The 17,388-nt window shown below is 68.8% G+C and carries 15 protein-coding genes; 10 read left to right on the forward strand and 5 right to left on the reverse strand.

What is annotated here, in order from left to right:
- From ACVBD7_RS06860 to ACVBD7_RS06875, 4 genes are read left to right on the forward strand one after another with little or no spacing between them, the layout of a single operon-like run.
- Entirely contained in the window at positions 1-1,068 is a 1,068-nt protein-coding gene (locus ACVBD7_RS06860) for a branched-chain amino acid ABC transporter permease (RefSeq protein ID WP_458096748.1), read from the forward strand.
- A 45-nt stretch (positions 1,069-1,113) separates the two neighbouring features.
- Positions 1,114-2,397, forward strand: coding sequence for an ABC transporter substrate-binding protein (locus ACVBD7_RS06865; protein WP_458096749.1), 1,284 nt, complete (start codon positions 1,114-1,116; stop codon positions 2,395-2,397).
- Positions 2,397-3,236, forward strand: coding sequence for an ABC transporter ATP-binding protein (locus ACVBD7_RS06870; RefSeq protein WP_458097653.1), 840 nt, complete (start codon positions 2,397-2,399; stop codon positions 3,234-3,236). The genes ACVBD7_RS06865 and ACVBD7_RS06870 overlap by 1 nt, the downstream gene beginning before the upstream one ends.
- Positions 3,233-4,468 (forward strand): phenylacetate--CoA ligase family protein, encoded by a 1,236-nt coding sequence (locus tag ACVBD7_RS06875; protein ID WP_458096750.1) that lies wholly within the window; start codon positions 3,233-3,235, stop codon positions 4,466-4,468. Before ACVBD7_RS06870 ends, ACVBD7_RS06875 begins: the two co-directional genes overlap by 4 nt.
- 4 nt (positions 4,469-4,472) lie before the next feature.
- Here the strand turns inward: ACVBD7_RS06875 and ACVBD7_RS06880 are convergent, their stop codons facing one another.
- On the reverse strand, positions 4,473-5,984 hold the full coding sequence (locus ACVBD7_RS06880; RefSeq protein WP_458096751.1) for a YifB family Mg chelatase-like AAA ATPase: 1,512 nt from the start codon (positions 5,982-5,984) through the stop codon (positions 4,473-4,475).
- Positions 5,981-7,012: a histone deacetylase family protein gene (locus ACVBD7_RS06885; RefSeq protein ID WP_458096752.1), complete on the reverse strand. Its 1,032-nt coding sequence runs from the start codon at positions 7,010-7,012 to the stop codon at positions 5,981-5,983. Before ACVBD7_RS06885 ends, ACVBD7_RS06880 begins: the two co-directional genes overlap by 4 nt.
- Positions 7,013-7,133: 121 nt before the next feature.
- Here ACVBD7_RS06885 and ACVBD7_RS06890 point away from each other — a divergent pair, with 121 nt between their 5' ends.
- From ACVBD7_RS06890 to ACVBD7_RS06910, 5 genes are read left to right on the forward strand one after another with little or no spacing between them, the layout of a single operon-like run.
- The gene (locus ACVBD7_RS06890; protein WP_458096753.1) at positions 7,134-8,426 is read left to right on the forward strand and encodes an ArgE/DapE family deacylase; all 1,293 of its coding nucleotides are present in this window, start codon (positions 7,134-7,136) and stop codon (positions 8,424-8,426) included.
- On the forward strand, positions 8,423-9,664 hold the full coding sequence (locus ACVBD7_RS06895) for an allantoate amidohydrolase (protein WP_458096754.1): 1,242 nt from the start codon (positions 8,423-8,425) through the stop codon (positions 9,662-9,664). Before ACVBD7_RS06890 ends, ACVBD7_RS06895 begins: the two co-directional genes overlap by 4 nt.
- Before the next feature lie 2 nt (positions 9,665-9,666).
- Positions 9,667-11,160, forward strand: a complete 1,494-nt coding sequence (locus ACVBD7_RS06900) for a M81 family metallopeptidase (protein WP_458096755.1) — start codon at positions 9,667-9,669, stop codon at positions 11,158-11,160.
- A 5-nt stretch (positions 11,161-11,165) separates the two neighbouring features.
- Positions 11,166-11,558, forward strand: a complete 393-nt coding sequence (locus tag ACVBD7_RS06905; protein WP_458096756.1) for a VOC family protein — start codon at positions 11,166-11,168, stop codon at positions 11,556-11,558.
- 8 nt (positions 11,559-11,566) lie between these two features.
- Positions 11,567-12,004: a GNAT family N-acetyltransferase gene (locus ACVBD7_RS06910; RefSeq protein WP_458096757.1), complete on the forward strand. Its 438-nt coding sequence runs from the start codon at positions 11,567-11,569 to the stop codon at positions 12,002-12,004.
- Between the two features lie 15 nt (positions 12,005-12,019).
- On the opposite strand, the gene ACVBD7_RS06915 is transcribed toward ACVBD7_RS06910, so the two are convergent.
- Together ACVBD7_RS06915 and ACVBD7_RS06920 are read right to left on the reverse strand one after the other, a co-directional pair.
- Positions 12,020-12,277, reverse strand: coding sequence for a hypothetical protein (locus ACVBD7_RS06915; RefSeq protein ID WP_458096758.1), 258 nt, complete (start codon positions 12,275-12,277; stop codon positions 12,020-12,022).
- A 163-nt stretch (positions 12,278-12,440) separates the two neighbouring features.
- Positions 12,441-15,236 carry a glycosyltransferase gene (locus tag ACVBD7_RS06920; protein ID WP_458096759.1) on the reverse strand — a complete coding sequence of 932 codons (2,796 nt, stop codon included), beginning with the start codon at positions 15,234-15,236 and terminating at the stop codon, positions 12,441-12,443.
- 277 nt (positions 15,237-15,513) lie between these two features.
- Here ACVBD7_RS06920 and ACVBD7_RS06925 point away from each other — a divergent pair, with 277 nt between their 5' ends.
- Positions 15,514-16,821, forward strand: a complete 1,308-nt coding sequence (locus ACVBD7_RS06925; RefSeq protein ID WP_458096760.1) for a hemolysin family protein — start codon at positions 15,514-15,516, stop codon at positions 16,819-16,821.
- 359 nt (positions 16,822-17,180) lie between these two features.
- On the opposite strand, the gene ACVBD7_RS06930 is transcribed toward ACVBD7_RS06925, so the two are convergent.
- The gene (locus tag ACVBD7_RS06930) at positions 17,181-17,342 is read right to left on the reverse strand and encodes a hypothetical protein (RefSeq protein WP_458096761.1); all 162 of its coding nucleotides are present in this window, start codon (positions 17,340-17,342) and stop codon (positions 17,181-17,183) included.
- Between the last annotated feature and the right edge of the window lie 46 nt (positions 17,343-17,388).

The following is a 17,388-nucleotide window of genomic DNA, read 5'->3' on the forward strand; positions in this document are numbered from 1 at the left end:
ATGACGGTGATGACCCCCGCCGGCGACTTCCGCACCAGCTACCGCGCGGACACGACGATCTTCCCGACCTTCGGCAGCCGCGCCGTGCTCTGGGCCGGGCTTATCGTGCTGTGCTGCGCGCCGCTGGTGCTGGATCGCTATCTCCTGGGCTTGCTGATCAATGTCGGCACGCTCGGCATCGCAGCGCTGGGGCTGAACATTCTGGTGGGCTTCACCGGCCAGATCAGCATCGGCCACGCTGCGTTCTTCGGCTTTGGCGCTTTCGCCTCCGCTTGGCTGCATGAGAGCTTCCACATCCCCGTGCTGCTCTGCATTCCGCTGGCGGGAGTAATGACGGCTGCGATCGGCTTGGTCTTCGGCGCGCCTGCGGCACGGTTGAAAGGGCTGTATCTCGCAATCGCGACTCTCGCCGCGCAATTCATCCTGGAAGATTTTTTCGCCAGGGCTCGCTGGTTCACCGGCGGCGTGGCGGGGCGGCTGACGGAATCGCCTGCCATCGGTGGCTTCGTCTTCGACCGGGAGGAGAGCTACTTCTACCTCGTCCTCGTCTTCGTCATCATTATGTTCATCGGCGCCGCCAATCTGATGCGGACGAGGGATGGGCGGGCGCTGGTGGCGGTGCGGGACCATTATCTTTCCGCCGAGATCATGGGCATCAACCTCGCCTACTACCGCACCCTGTCCTTCGGCATCGCCAGCTTTTACGCGGGCATCGGCGGCGCGCTCTACGCGCATCACCTGCAGTTCGTGAGCGTGGAGGCGTTCAACATCCTCTTCTCCATCCAGTTCCTCAGCATGGTCATCATCGGCGGCCTCGGCTCCATCATGGGCAGCCTGATGGGGGCCGCCTTCATGGTGGCCCTGCCCGAGTTGGTGCAGGCCGGTGCGGATGCCATCGCGGGAAGCGCCGTGGACCAAGTGCTGAAGATCGGCAGCAACATCTCCTTCCTTCGGGAGATGGCGATCGGCGCCGCCATCATCCTGTTCCTTATCTTCGAGCCGGATGGGCTGGCGCGGCGATGGAGGCTGATCAAGGCGTACTGGAAGCTTTACCCCTACTCGCACTGAAGCATACGAGCCGCGCAACAGCGGCCGATTGAGGAAAGACGGACGATGAAGGCAGTACTGGCACTGGCAGCCACGGTCGCGCTCGCGGCACCCGCCATCGCGCAGCAGCGCATCCCGGTCGGGCACCTGATGGACAATTCGGGAGCCACCTCCGACGTGGGCGTGCCCTATGGGCAGGGCGTGGCGGATACGCTTGCCTGGGTAAATCAGACGCGCCAGGGCGTCGCTGGTCGTCAGATGAACGTGCTGGGCTTCGACTATGGCTATCAGGCCCCTCGCGCGGTGTCGCAGTACCAGAGCTGGACGGGGCGCGAGCGCGTGGTGGCCATCCAGGGCTGGGGCACAGCTGATACCGAGGCCCTGGTCCGCTTTGTGAACCGCGACCGCATTCCCTTCATCTCCGGTTCCTATTCCGCCGCGCTGACCGATGCCGGCGGCAAGTCCGGCCGCCAGGGCGTGGAAGCTTCGCCCTACAACTTCTTCTTTGGCCCATCCTATTCGGATGCGCTTCGCGGGATGTTGCGCTGGGCGGCAGATGACTGGAAGGCGCGCGGTCAGCCGGGCCGGCCGAAATACGTCCATATGGGCGGCAACCACCCCTATCCGAACTCGCCGAAGGAAGCGGGCGAGGCGATGGCGCGGGAACTCGGCTTCGATGTGCTGCCGGCGATCCAGTTCGCTCTCACCCCCGGCGACTATACCGCCCAGTGCCTGACGCTGAAGCAGCAGGGAGCCAACTACGCCTATCTGGGCAACACGGCGGGCTCCAACATCTCCGTGCTGCGGGCCTGCCAGACGGCGGGCGTGCAGGTTCAGTTCATGGGCAATGTCTGGGGCATGGACGAGAACGCCATGAAGGCCGCGGGCGCGGCCGCCAACGGCGTGGTCTTCCCCGTGCGCACGCAGGTGGTGACGGGCCAGGACGCGCCGGGCATGGAGACGATCCGCGCGATCAGCCGCATTTCCGACCCCGCCGGCACGGCGTATCGCCCCGTGCACTACCTTGCCGGCGCCTGCGCCGCGATGCTGATGGTCGAGGCAATGGACACGGCGGCCGCGAATGGTGGCCAGGTGACAGGCGAGCGCATCCAGCGCGGCTTCTACGAGCGGACGAATTGGGTGCCGAAGGGCTTCGAGGGCGTTTGCACGCCGTCCACCTTCACCAATGAGGACCACCGCGGGACGATGCGCGTGGCGATCTACCGCGCTGTGGTGAGCGGCGACACCTCCCAGGGCTCGGTCGGAGATCTCATGCGCGCCGGGACCATGCGGCTGGAGCCGGTGACGACCGTGGAGCTTGAGCGCAAGCGCGAGCTGCTCGGCTGGTGATGCTGGACGCCGTGCAGCACCCCGCACCCATCGCGGCGGCGCCCGTCGCACCGCCGCTGCTGGAGGTGGCCAATATCGAGGTCGTCTACAGCGACGTCATCCTGGTGCTGCGCGGCCTGTCCCTGGCGGTGCCGCAGGGCAAGATCGTGGCGCTTCTCGGGGCCAATGGCGCCGGGAAGTCCACCACGCTCAAGGCGATTAGCGGGCTGCTGAAAACCGAGGAGGGCGAGGTGACGCGCGGGGAGGTGCGCTTCGCCGGCGAGCGGATCGACGGCATCGACCCGCATGAGATCGTCCGGCGCGGAATTTTTCAGGTGATGGAGGGGCGGCGGATCGTCTCCGACATGACCTGCCTGGAGAACCTGCGCCTCGGCGCCTTCACGCGCCGGGACGGCGAGGTGAAGCAGGATATCGATATGGTCTATTCCTTCTTCCCGCGACTGAAGGAACGGACGGGGCTGGCCGGCTATCTCTCCGGCGGCGAGCAGCAGATGCTGGCCATCGGGCGCGCGCTGATGGCACGGCCGAAGCTGATCCTGATGGACGAGCCCTCTATGGGTCTGTCGCCCCTCCTGGTGAAAGAGGTGTTCGGAATCATCCGGCGTATCAACGCGGAGCTTGGCGTGACCATCCTGCTGGTGGAGCAGAATGCGCGCATGGCACTGTCTGTCGCCGACTATGGATATGTGATGGAGCAGGGAAAGGTTGTGCTGGACGGCACGGCAGAATCTCTCGCGGCGAATGAGGACGTGAAGGAGTTCTACCTCGGCGGGCATGGCGCCGAGCGGAAGTCGTTCCGCGGCCTTAAATCCTACAAGCGCCGGAAGCGCTGGCTTTGAGCGGCTTCTTCGACACGCTGGAGACGCGTGACCCCGAGGAGCGCGAGGCCTCGCTGACGGCACGGCTACCCGATTTCCTCTCGCGCGCCGCCGCAGGTTCCACCCACGCGGCGCGTGTGATGGGAAGCGTCGCGCCTTCGGAGATCAGCACACGCGCGGCGCTGGCCCGCCTTCCGGTCACGCGGAAATCCGATTTGATTGCCGCACAGGCCGCGGAGCCTCCCTTCGGTGGGCTGAATGGCGTACCGGTCGGGGCACTGGCGCGCATCTTCGTTTCGCCCGGCCCGATCCATGAGCCGCAAGGGCAGGGGGTGGATACCTTCCGTTTCGCTCGCGCTCTGCACGCCACTGGGCTGCGCGCCGGCGACGTGATGCAGAACTGCTTTGCCTACCACTTCACCCCGGCCGGCTTCATGCTGGAGGGCGGTGCGCGCGCGCTCGGTTGCCCGGTGATCCCAGCCGGCACCGGCAACACCGAAGCCCAGGCGCGCGCCATGGCGCATCTGCATCCGCGCGCCTATGCGGGCACGCCGGATTTCCTGAAAACAATTCTCGAACGTGCGGATGAGCTGAGCCTGGATGTGTCTGCGTTGCGTCTCGGGCATGTCTCGGGCGGCGCCTATCTTCCCTCGCTTCGCCAGTTCTATGCCGATCGCGGGCTCATCGTGCTCCAGTCCTACGCTACGGCCGAATGCGGCGTGATCGCCTATGAGAGCGAGGCGCGGGAAGGGCTGATCCTCGATGAGGAGGTGATCGTCGAGATCGTGCGGCCCGGTACCGGAGATCCCGTACCCCCGGGTGAGGTTGGCGAGGTGGTCGTGACCGTCTTCGACGAGGCCTATCCGCTGATCCGTTTCGCAACCGGCGATCTCTCGGCTTTCATGCCGGGCAGCAGCCCTTGCGGTCGCACCAACGCACGCATCCGCGGCTGGATGGGTCGCGCCGATCAGGCAGCGAAGGTGCGCGGCCTTTTCGTGCGGCCGGAAATGGTGGCGGAGGTGGCGCGGCAGTGCCCAGGGCTCGGGCGCCTGCGGCTGGTCGTGTCCGAGGACGGGGGACGTGACCGGATGGAACTGCGCGCGGAGGCGCCGGATGAGGCGCCGTTGCGCGAGCGGCTGGCGGCGGCGCTGCACGCGGTAACGCGGTTGCGGGGTGAGGTTGCGCTGGTGCCGCCCGGCAGCCTTCCCAATGATGGGCGCGTGATCGACGACACCAGGCCGATCCCGGCCTGATTGCTCACCCGGCCGATGGCTTTCGCAAGCGGAAGGCCAGTGCCTCCGCGACATGCGGGCGGGATACGGCCATCTCGCCCGCGAGATCCGCGATGCTGCGCGCCACCCGAAGCGTTCGGGTGAAGCCGCGGCTGGAGAGACCCAGCCGCTCCGCCGCGGTCTCGGCCAGGGCAAGCGCCTCGGGCGAGAAGCCGAGACGGATGGCTTCCACGGGTGCTTCCGAGTTCAGGGCGATACCCAGCCCATCATACCGCTCGCGCTGCATCGCCCGCGCGGTGGCAACGCGCTCCGCGACGACGGCGCTCGTCTCGCCCGAAGGAGCCCGGGCGAGCTCGCGTGGCGGAATGGGCTGGACCTCGATGGTCAGGTCGATGCGATCGAGCAACGGGCCGGACAGCTTGGCCTGATAGGTCTCGCCACAGCGCGGCGCAGTCCCGCACTCGCGCGCGGCATCGCCAAGGTGGCCACAGCGGCAAGGATTCATGGCGGCGACGAGCTGGACGCGCGCGGGATAGGTCACATGAGCATTGGCGCGGCTGACCGTCACGCGCCCGGTCTCAAGCGGCTGGCGAAGGGCTTCCAGGGCCGGGCGCGGGAACTCCGGCAGCTCGTCCAGGAACAGCACGCCGCGATGGGCGAGGCTGACCTCACCTGGCCGCGCCCTTGGCCCGCCGCCCGTCAGCGCGGCCTGGGATGCTGAGTGGTGGGGCTCGCGGAAGGGCGGGCGGGCGCTAATCCTGCCACCCTCCAAGCCGCCGGACACGGAGCGGACGAGACTCGCCTCCAGCGCCTCCATCGGCGAGAGGTCGGGCAGCAGCCCCGGCAAACGCGCGGCCAGCATGGATTTGCCTGATCCAGGAGGACCGATCATCAGCAGGTGGTGCGATCCCGCCGCCGCAATCTCCAGCGCCCGTTTGGCGCTTTCCTGGCCGCGCACCTCGGAGAGGCAGGGGCCGCGAGCTTCGGTGGCGAGGGGCGCGGCCGGGCTAGGGGGCGTAAGAGTCTGGCGGCCTTGGAAATGGGCGATCAGTGCGCGGAGGTCAGGCGCGGCGACGGCTTCGGTCGCGCCGGCCCAGCTTGCCTCGGCGCCCTGGGCAGAAGGGCAGACCAGGCCCAATTCCCGCTCTCCGCAGGCCAGTGCCGCAAGCAGCACGCCGGCCACGGGCTGTATCGTGCCATCCAGTGCAAGCTCTCCCAGCGCGGCGAAATGCGCCAGCTCGTCGGCCGGCACCACGCCCATCGCAGCCAGCAGGCCGAGCGCGATGGGCAGGTCGAAATGGCTGCCTTCCTTCGGCAGATCGGCCGGCGCCAGGTTCACCAGGATGCGCTTTGGCGGCAGCGAAAGGCCGAGGGCGGAGAGCACCGCGCGCACGCGTTCCCGGCTCTCGCCGACCGCCTTGTTCGGCAGGCCGACGACCGTGAAGGCGGGCAGGCCAGCGGCGAGCTGCACCTGCACCTCGACCGGAACCGCCTCGACGCCCTGGAAGGAAAAGGTGGTGACGCGGGCCAGGCTCACCCCTGCCACTCTCCCAGGAAGCGGGCGAGAAGGGCGCCGATCACCTCCACATTGTAGCCGCCCTCCTGGATAATGGCGGTGGGGAGCCTGAGAGCCGTGACGGCTGTGCTGGCACGCGCGAAGCCGTCCTCCGTCACGCGCAGCGCGGCAAGCGGCTCGTGCTCCGATGCATCGAAGCCAAGAGAGAGGACCAGCGCATCGGGGCCGAAGGCACGGATCCGGGCAATACCGGCCGCCACGGCCTCCAGCCAGGCGGTGTCGCCCGTGCCCATGGGCTGCGGCAGGTTCAGGTTGAACCCGGCACCGTCGCCCGCGCCCGTTTCCGCAGCATGGCCCACGAACCAGGGGTAATAGGAGTCCGGGTCGGCGTGGATGGAGACTGTCAGCACGTCGGGACGTGACCAGAAGATGCCCTGCGTGCCATTCCCATGGTGGCTGTCGATGTCCAGCACCGCCACTCGATCGGCGCCGGCATCCCGCAGCGCCTGGGCGGCGAGGGCGGCGTTGTTGACGTAGCAGTGGCCGCCCGCACGCGCGGCATAGGCGTGGTGGCCCGGCGGGCGGCAAAGCGCGTAACCCGTGCCGCCACGGGCGGCCACGGCTGCTGCGGCCAGCGCACAGCCAGCGGCTGCCTGAGCGGCCTGCCAGGTGCCGGGCCCGATGGGGCATGCCGTGTCGGCCGAGTACCAGCCGGCCTTGCCGACGGCCCGGCTCGAGGGGCGGGCACCCTGGGCCAGCATCTCAGGCGAGGGGTGGATGTTGGCCACGATCTCTGGCCCCGCACCCGGCGCGCCCGCCCATTCGCCGGGCCCGTCGCGCAGCCAGTCCAGGTAGTCCGGGGAGTGGACGCCTTCCAGCGCGGTGCGGTCTGGTAGGGCAGGGGTCTCAGCCGTTATCCCCAGCCTCTTCAGCCCATCCCGAAGCGCGGCGGCGCGGGCCGGCACCTCGAAGTTTGGGCGCAGCACGCCGCGCATGAGGAAGAACTGCGGCGCATGGGCCGATTCCAACGGGTGGTCGAATGCCTGCATGGGCAGGGACCCTATGGGCGGGTCGCACCCTTGTCCACGGAGGCCGAATGGCCTCCGACGCCTCGACAGCAGGCGCGGAGCGAGTAGCCTGCGGGACGTCTTTCTCTGCTCAGGATGTTCGATGCCCTCTCTCGACCCCGGCGCCCGGCGCGCGATCCTCGATGCAGTGACGGCGCTGGAGGGGGAGGCGGTCGAGCGCCTCGCCGCACTCGTACGCTGCGAGTCCACCCTGGGGCGAGAGGCGGGGGCGCTGGAACTGATGGCGGCGAATTACGAAGCGCTCGGCCTCGCTCCCCGCCGTATTCCTACAGACCCGGAGGCGCTTCGCGGCCATCCCGGCTTCTCGCCGCCGCTCATCTCCTATGCCGGGCGCGACAATGTCGCCGCCATCCATACCCCACGTGAGACCAAGGGCCGCAGCCTTGCGGTGCAGGGCCATGTGGACGTGGTGCCGGAGGGCGCGGCCGATCTTTGGATCACGCCTCCCTACGAGCCCGCAGTGCGGAATGGCCGCATGTACGGGCGCGGGGCCGGCGACATGAAGGCGGGGATCGTCTCCTACCTCACCGCTTTCCAGGCGTTGCGCCTGGCCGGGCTGCAGCCCGCGGCCGCGGTGCAGATGCAGGCGGTGATCGAGGAGGAGTGCAGCGGCAACGGCGCGCTCGCCACCATGCTGGCCATGCCACGCACCGATGCGGTGGTGATCCCTGAGCCGGGGCCGGGCTTTGCCGCGATGTACTCGGCCGAGGTCGGCGTTGTCTGGGCCTGGGTGACCGTCACCGGGCGCCCGACGCATGTGCGCGACATGCACGCCGGCATCAACGCCATTGAGGCGGCGATGCATGTCGCCTCCCGCTTCAAGGATTACGAGAACCAGCGGAACCGCGCCGAGAACATCCACGCGGCCTTTCGGGGCGTGAATCATCCCGTGAACGTCAATCTCGGTACGGTCGAGGGTGGTGAGTGGAACTCCTCCGTCCCCACGCGCGCGCGGATCGGGCTGCGAGTGGGCGTCATGCTCGGCTACACCGCAGCCCAGACCAAGGCGGATATCGAGCGGATCGTCGCCGAGGCCGCCGGCGATCCCGCGCTGCGCGGCACGCAGGTGAAGCTCGAGTTCAAGGGCTTCATGGCCGACCCCTGCGCCTTCGACATGGAGAGCGAGATTTGCCAGCTCGCTCGCCGCAGCTTCGCCGAGGCCTCGGGTGGCACGCTGCGCGACTATCCCGCGACGGGCCTGACGGATGGTCGCTTCTTCACCCTGTACCAGGACACGCCGGTCGCCTGCTTCGGGCCGGATGCGCAGGAGATCCATGGTATCGACGAGAGCGTCGGCCTCTCCTCCATGCACGACATCACCCGCAGCATCGCCCTGCTCATGGCCGAGTGGTGCGGGGTGGAGAAGGCGGCATGACCAACATCCCCTTCTCGGGGGCCCGTCTGTGGGACTCGTTGATGGAGATGGCCCGGATCGGCGCCACGCCGAAGGGTGGTTGCAATCGCCAGACCCTCACGCCGCTCGATGCCGAGGGGCGGGCGCTGTTGGCTCGTTGGGGGGCGGACATCGGCCTCACCCTTACCACCGACCGTCTGGGCAACATGGCGCTGCTGCGCCCGGGGCGCGATCCCTCGCGCAAGCCGGTCGCCATCGGCAGCCATCTGGACACCCAGCCCACGGGCGGCAAATTCGACGGCGTGCTGGGCGTGCTGGCCGGGCTTGAGGTGATGCGCGCCCTGCATGAGGCCGGAGCGGAGACCGAAGCACCGATCCTTCTCATCAACTGGACGAACGAGGAAGGCGCGCGCTTCTCGCCCCCGATGATGGGCAGCGGCGCGGCTATGGGCGCTTTCACCGAAGCCCAGATCCTGGACACGCGTGACCCCGACGGCATCCGCTTCGGCGACGCGCTGGAGGCGATTGGCTGGAAGGGAGAGGGCGACCCTTCGGCGCTGACTGATCTCGAGGCCTATTTCGAGCTGCATATTGAGCAGGGGCCGGTGCTGGAGCGGGAAGGGCTGGACGTGGGGATCGTCACCCACGCCCTGGCCCAGCAGTGGTTCGACGTGACCGTGACCGGTGTGGAATCCCATGCCGGCGGCACGATGGCACACCGGCGCGACGCGCTGGTCGCCGCCGCCATCCTGATCCATGCGCTTGAAGGGATTGCGCTCGGCTCGGGTGGCGACGGTCGCGCCACAGTTGGCCGCGTCGCGGTCGAGCCCTCCAGCCGCAACGTCGTCCCCTCCATCGCGCGCTTCAGCGTGGACCTTCGGCATGGCGACGAGGCCGCGCTGGAGGCGATGGCCACGGCGCTGCGGGCACAATCCGAGACCCTGGCCAGGGAGCGCGGCGTGAACGTCGAGGTGACGCCCTTCTGGGCCTTCCCCCAGACGCCGTTCGACCCGGGCCTTGCCCAACGGCTGCGGGACGCGGCGGCCGCGCGCGGCATTCGTGGGCGGGACATGCCGACCGGGATCGGGCACGATGCCGTCTATGTCGCGCGCAAGGTTCCCACGGTGATGGTGTTCAGCCCCTGCCATGGCGGGATCAGCCACAACGAGGCGGAGAGCATCACCCCGGAATGGGCCGAGGCGGGGATGCTCGTCCTGGCCGACGCGGTGGTGGCCACCGCCGGCATCAAAGGGGCCTGAGCATGCGCATCGCCGTCGGCGGTTTCCTGCACGAAAGCCACTCCTTCGCGCCCCGGCCCACGGGCTGGCGTGACTTTGCCGAGGCGGGCGGCTGGCCGGTTCCCCAACGCCCCGCCACCCTGCTGGACGGCCTGCGCGGCACGGGCGTTCCGGCAGCGGGCATGATCGATGCCGCCGAGCGCGCCGGCATTCGCCTCGCGCCCCTGTCCTGGGCCTTCGCGAACCCGGCCGGCCCCGTGACGGCCGAGGCCTTCGAGCGCATGGCTGCCTGGATCGTCTCCGACCTCTGCGACGCACTGCGGGAAGGTCCGCTGGACGGCATCTATCTCGACCTGCACGGCGCCATGGTGGCGGAGATGTTCCCGGACGCGGAGGGCGAGTTGCTGCGCCGCGTCCGCGCGCTCGCGGGCCCGGACATCCCCATCACCTGCAGCCTCGATCCCCATGCCAACCTGACGGCCGAAATGGTGGATCGCACCGACGCGCTCTCACCCTTCCGCACCTATCCGCATGTGGACATGAAGCAGGCCGGCGCCCGCGCACTGCGCCTGTTGGTGGAGCGCATCCGCCGCGGCAAGCCCTTCGCGAGCGCCTACCGCCAGGTGAACTTCTGGCTGCCCATCACCAGCCAATGCACGCTGGTGGCGCCGATGAGCGAGGTCTATGCGGAGCGCGAGCGCATCGCGACGCGCCACAACCTGTCCGAGCTCGCCTTCTGCTTCGGTTTTCCTTATGCCGATTTTCCGGGCTGCGGCATGGCCATCGCCGCCTATGGTGCCGATCAGGATTCCGCCGACGCGGCGGCCAACGAGTTTCTCGCTCTCCTCAACCGGCGCGAGCGCGACTTCGCCGGCGAGATCCTGCCCTCCGACCGCGCGGTTGCCGAGGCGATGAAGGCCGGCGGATCCCGGCCGGTGGTTTTGGCCGACACGCAGGACAATCCGGGCGGCGGCGGCCATGGCGATACCACGGGTCTCCTGGCCGAGCTGGTGCGGCAGGGCACGCGCAACGCCGTGCTCGGCTCCATCAACGATGCCGAGAGCGCCACGGCCTGCCACAAGGCGGGGGAGGGCTCGACCCTGTCCCTCAAGCTTGGCGGCAAGAGCGACGGCGTACCGCTGGACATCACGGCGCGCGTGCTCCGCCTCTCCAACGGGCGCTTCACCTGCACGGGCGCGATGGCCGGCGGCAACCCGGCCGATCTTGGCCCCTCCGCGCTGATCGCCATCGGCGGCGTGCGGGTGATCGTGACCAGCCGGAAGATGCAGGCTTACGACCTAGCCCTGTTCCGCCATCTCGGCGTGGAACCGGCGCAGGAGAAGATCGTTGCGGTGAAGTCCTCTGTGCATTTCCGGGCGGACTTCCAGCCGATCGCGGAGCGTGTGCTTGTTGTGGCGGCGCCCGGGCCGGTGGTGGCGGATCCGGCAGTGCTGCCCTTCCGCAACCTGCGCCCGGGGTTGCGGTTGCGGCCCGGTGCTAAGGAGGTGACGAGGTAGGGCCGATGTTCAGCCACGTGATGGTAGGCGCGCGGGACCTGGATGCCATGGCGCGCTTCTATGACGCCGTGTTGCTGCCGCTCGGGCTGGAACGCGGGCCAGATTCGGAGGCCGGTCCACGCGGCATCAGCTATCGCCGGCCCGGTGACCGCCACCCCACCTTCGACGTACAGGAGCCCTTCGACGGCGAGCCTGCCACACCCGGCAACGGGTGCATGGTGGCGTTCCTTGCGCCGAGCCGCGCGGCGGTGGACCGCGCCCATGCCTCGGCCCTGGCCTGTGGCGGCACGGATGAGGGCGCCCCGGGGCTGCGCACCCGCTACGCCCCGGATTACTACGGCGCCTATATGCGCGATCCGGAGGGCAACAAGCTCCACATCGTCCATCGCGGGCCATAGGCCGGCCAATGGTCGTGCGCGTCTCCCAGGTCAGCGCCCTGCCATCCGGCTTTGCGGCGCTGCGGGATGCTGCGCTGGGCGAGGGCTGGAAGATGCTGCGTGTGCTTGAGGAGGACTGGATCAGCGGTGCCCTTCGCTTCGAGGGCCCGGCCGAGGCGCTGTTCTGCGCGCGTGAGTCGGGTGTTCTGGCGGGAATCCTCGGCCTCAGCGCCGATCCCTATTCGGAGGAGAGCCAGGTCGCGCGGCTGCGGCGGCTCTATGTGGCACCGCCCTGTCGTGGCCACGGCATCGGGCGGGAACTGGTGGAGGCTGCGGTTGCGGTGGCGCGGGCGCATGACATCCGCATGCTTCGGGTGCGCGCCCCGGCCCCATCCTGGGGCTTCTATGAGGCCTGCGGCTTCTTGCCGGCAGTGGTGCGCTCGGCTACCCATGTCCGGCCATTGTGATCCGGGCGACAAGGTTCAGAGGCGCGCGGCGGTCTTCTGCAGGGTGGCGACGGCTTGCCGCGCGGTGCTCAGCTCGCGCCCGGTCTCGCTGACCTGGCGCTGCCAGCCATGCACGCTGGCCTGAAGGCAGGAAGTGCTGTCGCGCAGCTCGTAGAGGCTCTCGCGGAAGGCGTTGAGCGCCGTGCGCTGCTCGTCCTGCGCCAGGGCGAGAAGCCGGAGCGCGGATTGCAGCCGGTCCTGTGGGCTGCGGGTGAGGGAAAGGATGTCGGCCACGCTAGTCGCTCCATAGGAAGGTAAGCGAAGCCTTAACGCCCGACGCCGTTCCCGCGCATCTTCAATCCGCGTTAACGAAGTTCACTTCTGCTGCTGCGCAAACCCCCAAATGCAGAACGGCCCGCAGGGTCTCCCCCGCGGGCCGCACACTGCGTAACGCGCTTTATTGCACCTCGCTCCGTGCCACCGCTTGGCCTGCGGCGGACTGCGCCGGTACTGCGCCCGGCAGCGCGAGCGGCTTCCGTGCCGGCATTGCCGCGATCAAAGCCATCGACACCGCCGCTAGATACGGGATGGACTGCACGAGCAGGATCACGCTCCACAGGATCGCCTCCCAGGTGCCGCCGCGATGCGCGAGGGTTATGCCGGCGGCGGCGAGCCAGAGGAGGAGCATCACCATCCCCTCCTGCCGTGCCGTCAGCAGCCCCTGCACCAGGGCGGGCGCGTTCTCCATCTTCGGCGTGCGGGCGAAATGCGCCCGGCGCTTGAAGAAGCCCTGCCACACCGCTTTGCCGATGGTGTGGGTCAGCGCGAGCCCGCCGAGCGCCGCACCCAGCCGGTCCCACGGGCCACAGGCGACGCGGGCACGGTAGAGCAGCCAGATCTGGGCCAGCTTGAAGGTGAACAGCCCCAGGCTCGGGATCATGAACAGCGTGATCGGGAACTCGTCCGACAGGCCGATAGAAACCAGCGCCGTGCGCAGCCCCTCGGTCGCGACTGTCATCCCGAACAGATCGATTTCCGGGTGGATGCGCGTGAGCGGAATGAGTACGAGGCCGACCGACCAGACCAGCCCGCCGATGACGAAGGCCAGCCCCAGCGCGTCGCCCAGCCAGGGCATCCAGCCCATGACGAAGTGGAAGCGCTGGCCCTGGGTAAGGCTGCGGTCGAAGGGGTTCAGCAGTGCCTTCCAATGCGCCTTCACGATCTGCACGGCGCCGAAGGCCCAGCGATGGCGCTGCTTCCGGTATGCCGAAAAGTCGTCCGGCATCACACCCCGGCCCATGGAGTCCGGGCAGTACACGGCCTCCCAGCCCTGGCGCATCAGCTTCAGGCCGAGCTCGCTGTCCTCGCAGATGCACCACTCGGCCCAGCCGCCGGCGCCCTCCAGCGCGGAGCGGCGGATCAGCGTCATGGTGCCGTGCTGGATGATGGCGTTGCGCTCGTTGCGCGTGACCATGCCGGCCTTGAAGAAGCCCGCATACTCCCAGAACATCAGCCGCTTGAAGAGGCCGCCCTGGCCGTCGCGGTAATCCTGCGGCGACTGGGTGAAGCCCACCTCCGGCCGGTCGAAGAAGGGCGCCATGCGGCGCAGCCAGTCCGGCCGCACGATGTAGTCGCTGTCGATCACGCCGACGATCTGGGCATCCGGCGCCGTCTCGCGCAGGGCGAAGTTCAGCGCGCCGCCCTTGAAGCCCGGCCACTTGCCGAGGTGGAAGAAGCGGAAGCGCGCACCCAGGCGGGCGCAATGCTCAGCCACCGGCTCCCACAGCGCGGGATCGGTGGTGTTGTTGTCCACCACCAGCACCTCGAAATCCGGGTAATCCAACTCGGCCAGCGCATCGAGCGTCTCGCGCACCATCTGCGGCGGCTCGTTGCAGATGGGCAGGTGAATGGAGACCTTCGGCAGCGCCGCACCGTCCGGCGCGGGCAGGGCCGGCCAGCGGCGCTTGCTCACCCGGCCGAAGAGCGTCTCCGAGAGTTCGAAGCCATCCGACAGCAGTAGGGCGAGCAACAGGACCTGACCGGCCACGAGCACGGACCAGACCACGCCCGCGGTGGTGGACATGTAGGTCTCACTCATCGCCAACACGACGAGGGTGCCCAGCGCCACGAAGCCCTGGGACAGCGCCGCCAGCATCAGCTTGCCGGGCCAGCGGATGTCTGGCCGACGGGCCAGGAAGAAGAAGGTCGCCAGCGCCGAGAGGAGGCTTGCGCCCAGCGCCCAGCCGAACCAGCCCGGCGTTTCCTGCACGGCACCGGTGAGCGACCACTTCTGGTGGCGGTCCAGGTCGTACATACCCCAATGGCCGGCCGCACGGCCCTCGAAGGAGGTTTTCCAGGGCTGGTCGAAGGCTTCCATCACGAAGTAGTCGAGGCCGCGCTGCTCCGCGATGTTGAAGAAGCTGCGCATGAACAGCGCCTGGTTGACGCGGGAGGCGCGGGCGGCGCCCTGCGCCACGCCGTCGGACGGCCAGCCCACCTCGCCGATCACGACCTTCTTGCCGGGGAAGCGGGCCTGCACGGCCTCCATCTTCTCCATGATGAAGCGCAGCGCGTCGTCCACCGGCAGCCCCTCCCAGTAGGGGAGAAGGTGGATGGTGATGTAGTCCACCGCGTTGCCCAGCTCGGGATGGTCCATCCACACATGCCAGGGCTCGGCGGTGGAGACAGGCTGGCGCACCTGGCGGCGGACCTGCTCGATATAGCCGACCATCTGCGCCGGGGTGACGTCGCCGCGCAGCACGGCCTCGTTGCCGACCAGCACGCGCTCGACATTGCGGCTCTCGCGCGCCACCTGCACCAGGCGCCGCAGCTCGGCCGCGTTCCGGTCCAGCCGGCGGTCTAGCCAGGAGCCGAGGGTGATCTTCAGGTCCAGCCCGGTGTTCCAGGCGATTTCGGGGATGCGCTCGATCCCGCCATGGGCCGCGTAGGTGCGGATATGGCGGGTCATCGGCGCGATTCGTCGCAGGTCACCCTCGATCTGCTCGGGCGTCGGCCAGTTCGTGCCCTCGGCGCTTTGGCCGCGCTGATAAGGGGCGAAGGCCAGGCCGTTCACCTGCCCGCGAAAGTCCGGCATGGCGACCGGGCGGTTCAGCGCCCACCAAGCGCCGAGATGGGCGAGCGCGACCAGCGCCAGCACCACCAGGGTGACGGCATGGCGGCCCGCAAGCCCCTGGCGCGGCTGCGACAGGTAGGTTTCGGGGTTGCGGAAGGGGCGCGGGGCTTGCGCGTTCATCGCGGTGAGGGCTCCGGCGCGGGCGCCTCCCGCCACCGCCCGGCCGATCCGGGCAGAAAGGGTCGAGGGGGCATCCGCGCTCCGTCGCACTCAACCCCCTGGCTGCGGCGTGGTTCCGGCCCAATCTGGGCAACATTGCGGCGCAGCAAGAACGGGGAGCGCAGCGTTCTACCACGCGGCAGTCCCGCTCCTCGCCAGGTAACTGGCGTCGCTTAGGCGCGAGCCGCCCTCCGCGCTATGCTGCGGCCGGGACACACGAAGGAACCCTCCCCAGACCATGTCCGCCCTCTTCGAGATCGGCATCATCATCCTGCTGGTGCTGCTGAACGGAATTTTCAGCGGCAGCGAGCTGGCCATCGTCTCCTCCCGGCGGTCCCGGCTCTCGGCGATGGAAAAGGGCGGCTCGGCCGGTGCGCGCGCAGCCCTCGCCCTGGTGGACGACCCGCAGCGCTTCCTTCCAACAGTCCAGGTCGGGATCACCCTGATCGGCGTGGTCGCCGGCACCTTCGGCGGCGCGCGGCTCTCGGCCACGCTCGGGCCGGTGCTGGACAGGATACCCGGAGTCGCACCTTACGGAACCGAGGCGGCGCTGATCGCGGTGGTGGTGCTGATTACCTACCTGTCGCTCATCCTGGGCGAGCTGGTGCCCAAGCAGATCGCGCTCCGAAACCCGGAGCGGCTGGCCGTGCTCGTCGCCCGGCCGATGCTTTCCCTGTCCCGCATCTCAGCGCCGGTGGTCTGGTTGCTGTCGAGTTCATCCTCGCTCGTGCTCCGGCTGGTGGGGGCAGCTGATGCCGTCGAGCAGTCCGTGACGGAAGAGGAGGTGAAGGCGGTGGTGGCGGAGGGTGCCGAGGCCGGCGCGCTGGAGACTGAGGAGCGCCACATGATCGAGCGCGTCCTCCGCCTCGCCGACAAGCCTGTCCGCGCCCTGATGACGCCCCGTCCCGAGATCGCATGGCTGGACCGCAACGCGACGCCAGACGAGGTGTCCGAGAAGCTGAAGGGCGAGACGGTCAACCGCTTCATCGTGGCCGATGGCCGGGTGGACAACGTAGTGGGCGTGGTGGCCGCGAAGGACCTGCTGGATCAGGTCCTCTCCGGCCAGCCGCTCTCGGTCGCGGGCGCCCTGCGTCGGCCGATGGTGCTGCCGGACAATCTCTCGGCGCTGGACGCGCTGGAGCGCATTCGCCAGGACCCGCTGGGCCTGGCGCTTGTCATGGACGAGTACGGCTCCTTCGAGGGGGTGGTCACCGCTTCCGACCTGCTGGAAGCCATCGTGGGGGAGCTGGGCGTGCCGGATATTGAGACCACGGCCGGCGGCACCGCCGTCGAGCGGCATGATGGCAGCCTGCTGCTGGACGGCATGATGCCCAGCGATGAGCTGCGCGCCCGGCTGGATTTGCCCGTGCTGCCGGACCCGGGCACCTACCACACCGTCGCCGGGCTGATGCTCGCCTTGCTGCGCCGGGTCCCGAAGGAGGGCGACCGAATCGTATTCGGTGGCTGGCGATTTGAGATCGTGGATATGGACGGCCGGCGCGTGGACAAGGTGCTGGCCTCGAAGGACGAGACGGTGGCGGTTTAGCGCTCCTGCGCCGATCGCCGGCACCGTTTGCTTGCTGGCTGCCGTCCCCGAGGACCCTGCGTGTACGAGATGAAGGCCGGCCCTGCCCAAAGGCTAACCTGGCAGCGCCTCGCGGGTTGGCTCGGCGGTGTTCCCGTCCTGGGATCGCTACCCTGAATCGGCGGTTGCGTCGGCGGCGGTGCCGTCTGGCCATGACAGACCTGTCACTGTCCACTACGACGGTGTGCGCTTCTTCAATCCGGGCGGGACGGGCCCGAGGAGCTTCCTCAAGGCCGCGCACTGCCGCTTGACCGGAAATGCCGAGAGCTGGCCGGGCACCGTCTAAGCCCCTTTCCGCAGGACCGTCCGGCCCAGAGCATTCAGGACCGGTCGCGGCGCATCAGCTTCGTCGGCCATGCGATCACGCTGCAAGGCACTGCCCTCAGCATCATGATCGATCCCGTCTGGTCAGACCGCGCCAGCCCGGTTTCCTTCACCGGCCCGCGCCGGTCCAACCCGCCCGGCATTACCTTCGACGACATGCCGCCGATCGACGTCGTCCTGATCTCGCACGGCCACCCGTCGGCG

The organism is Roseomonas sp. WA12 (assembly GCF_054165765.1).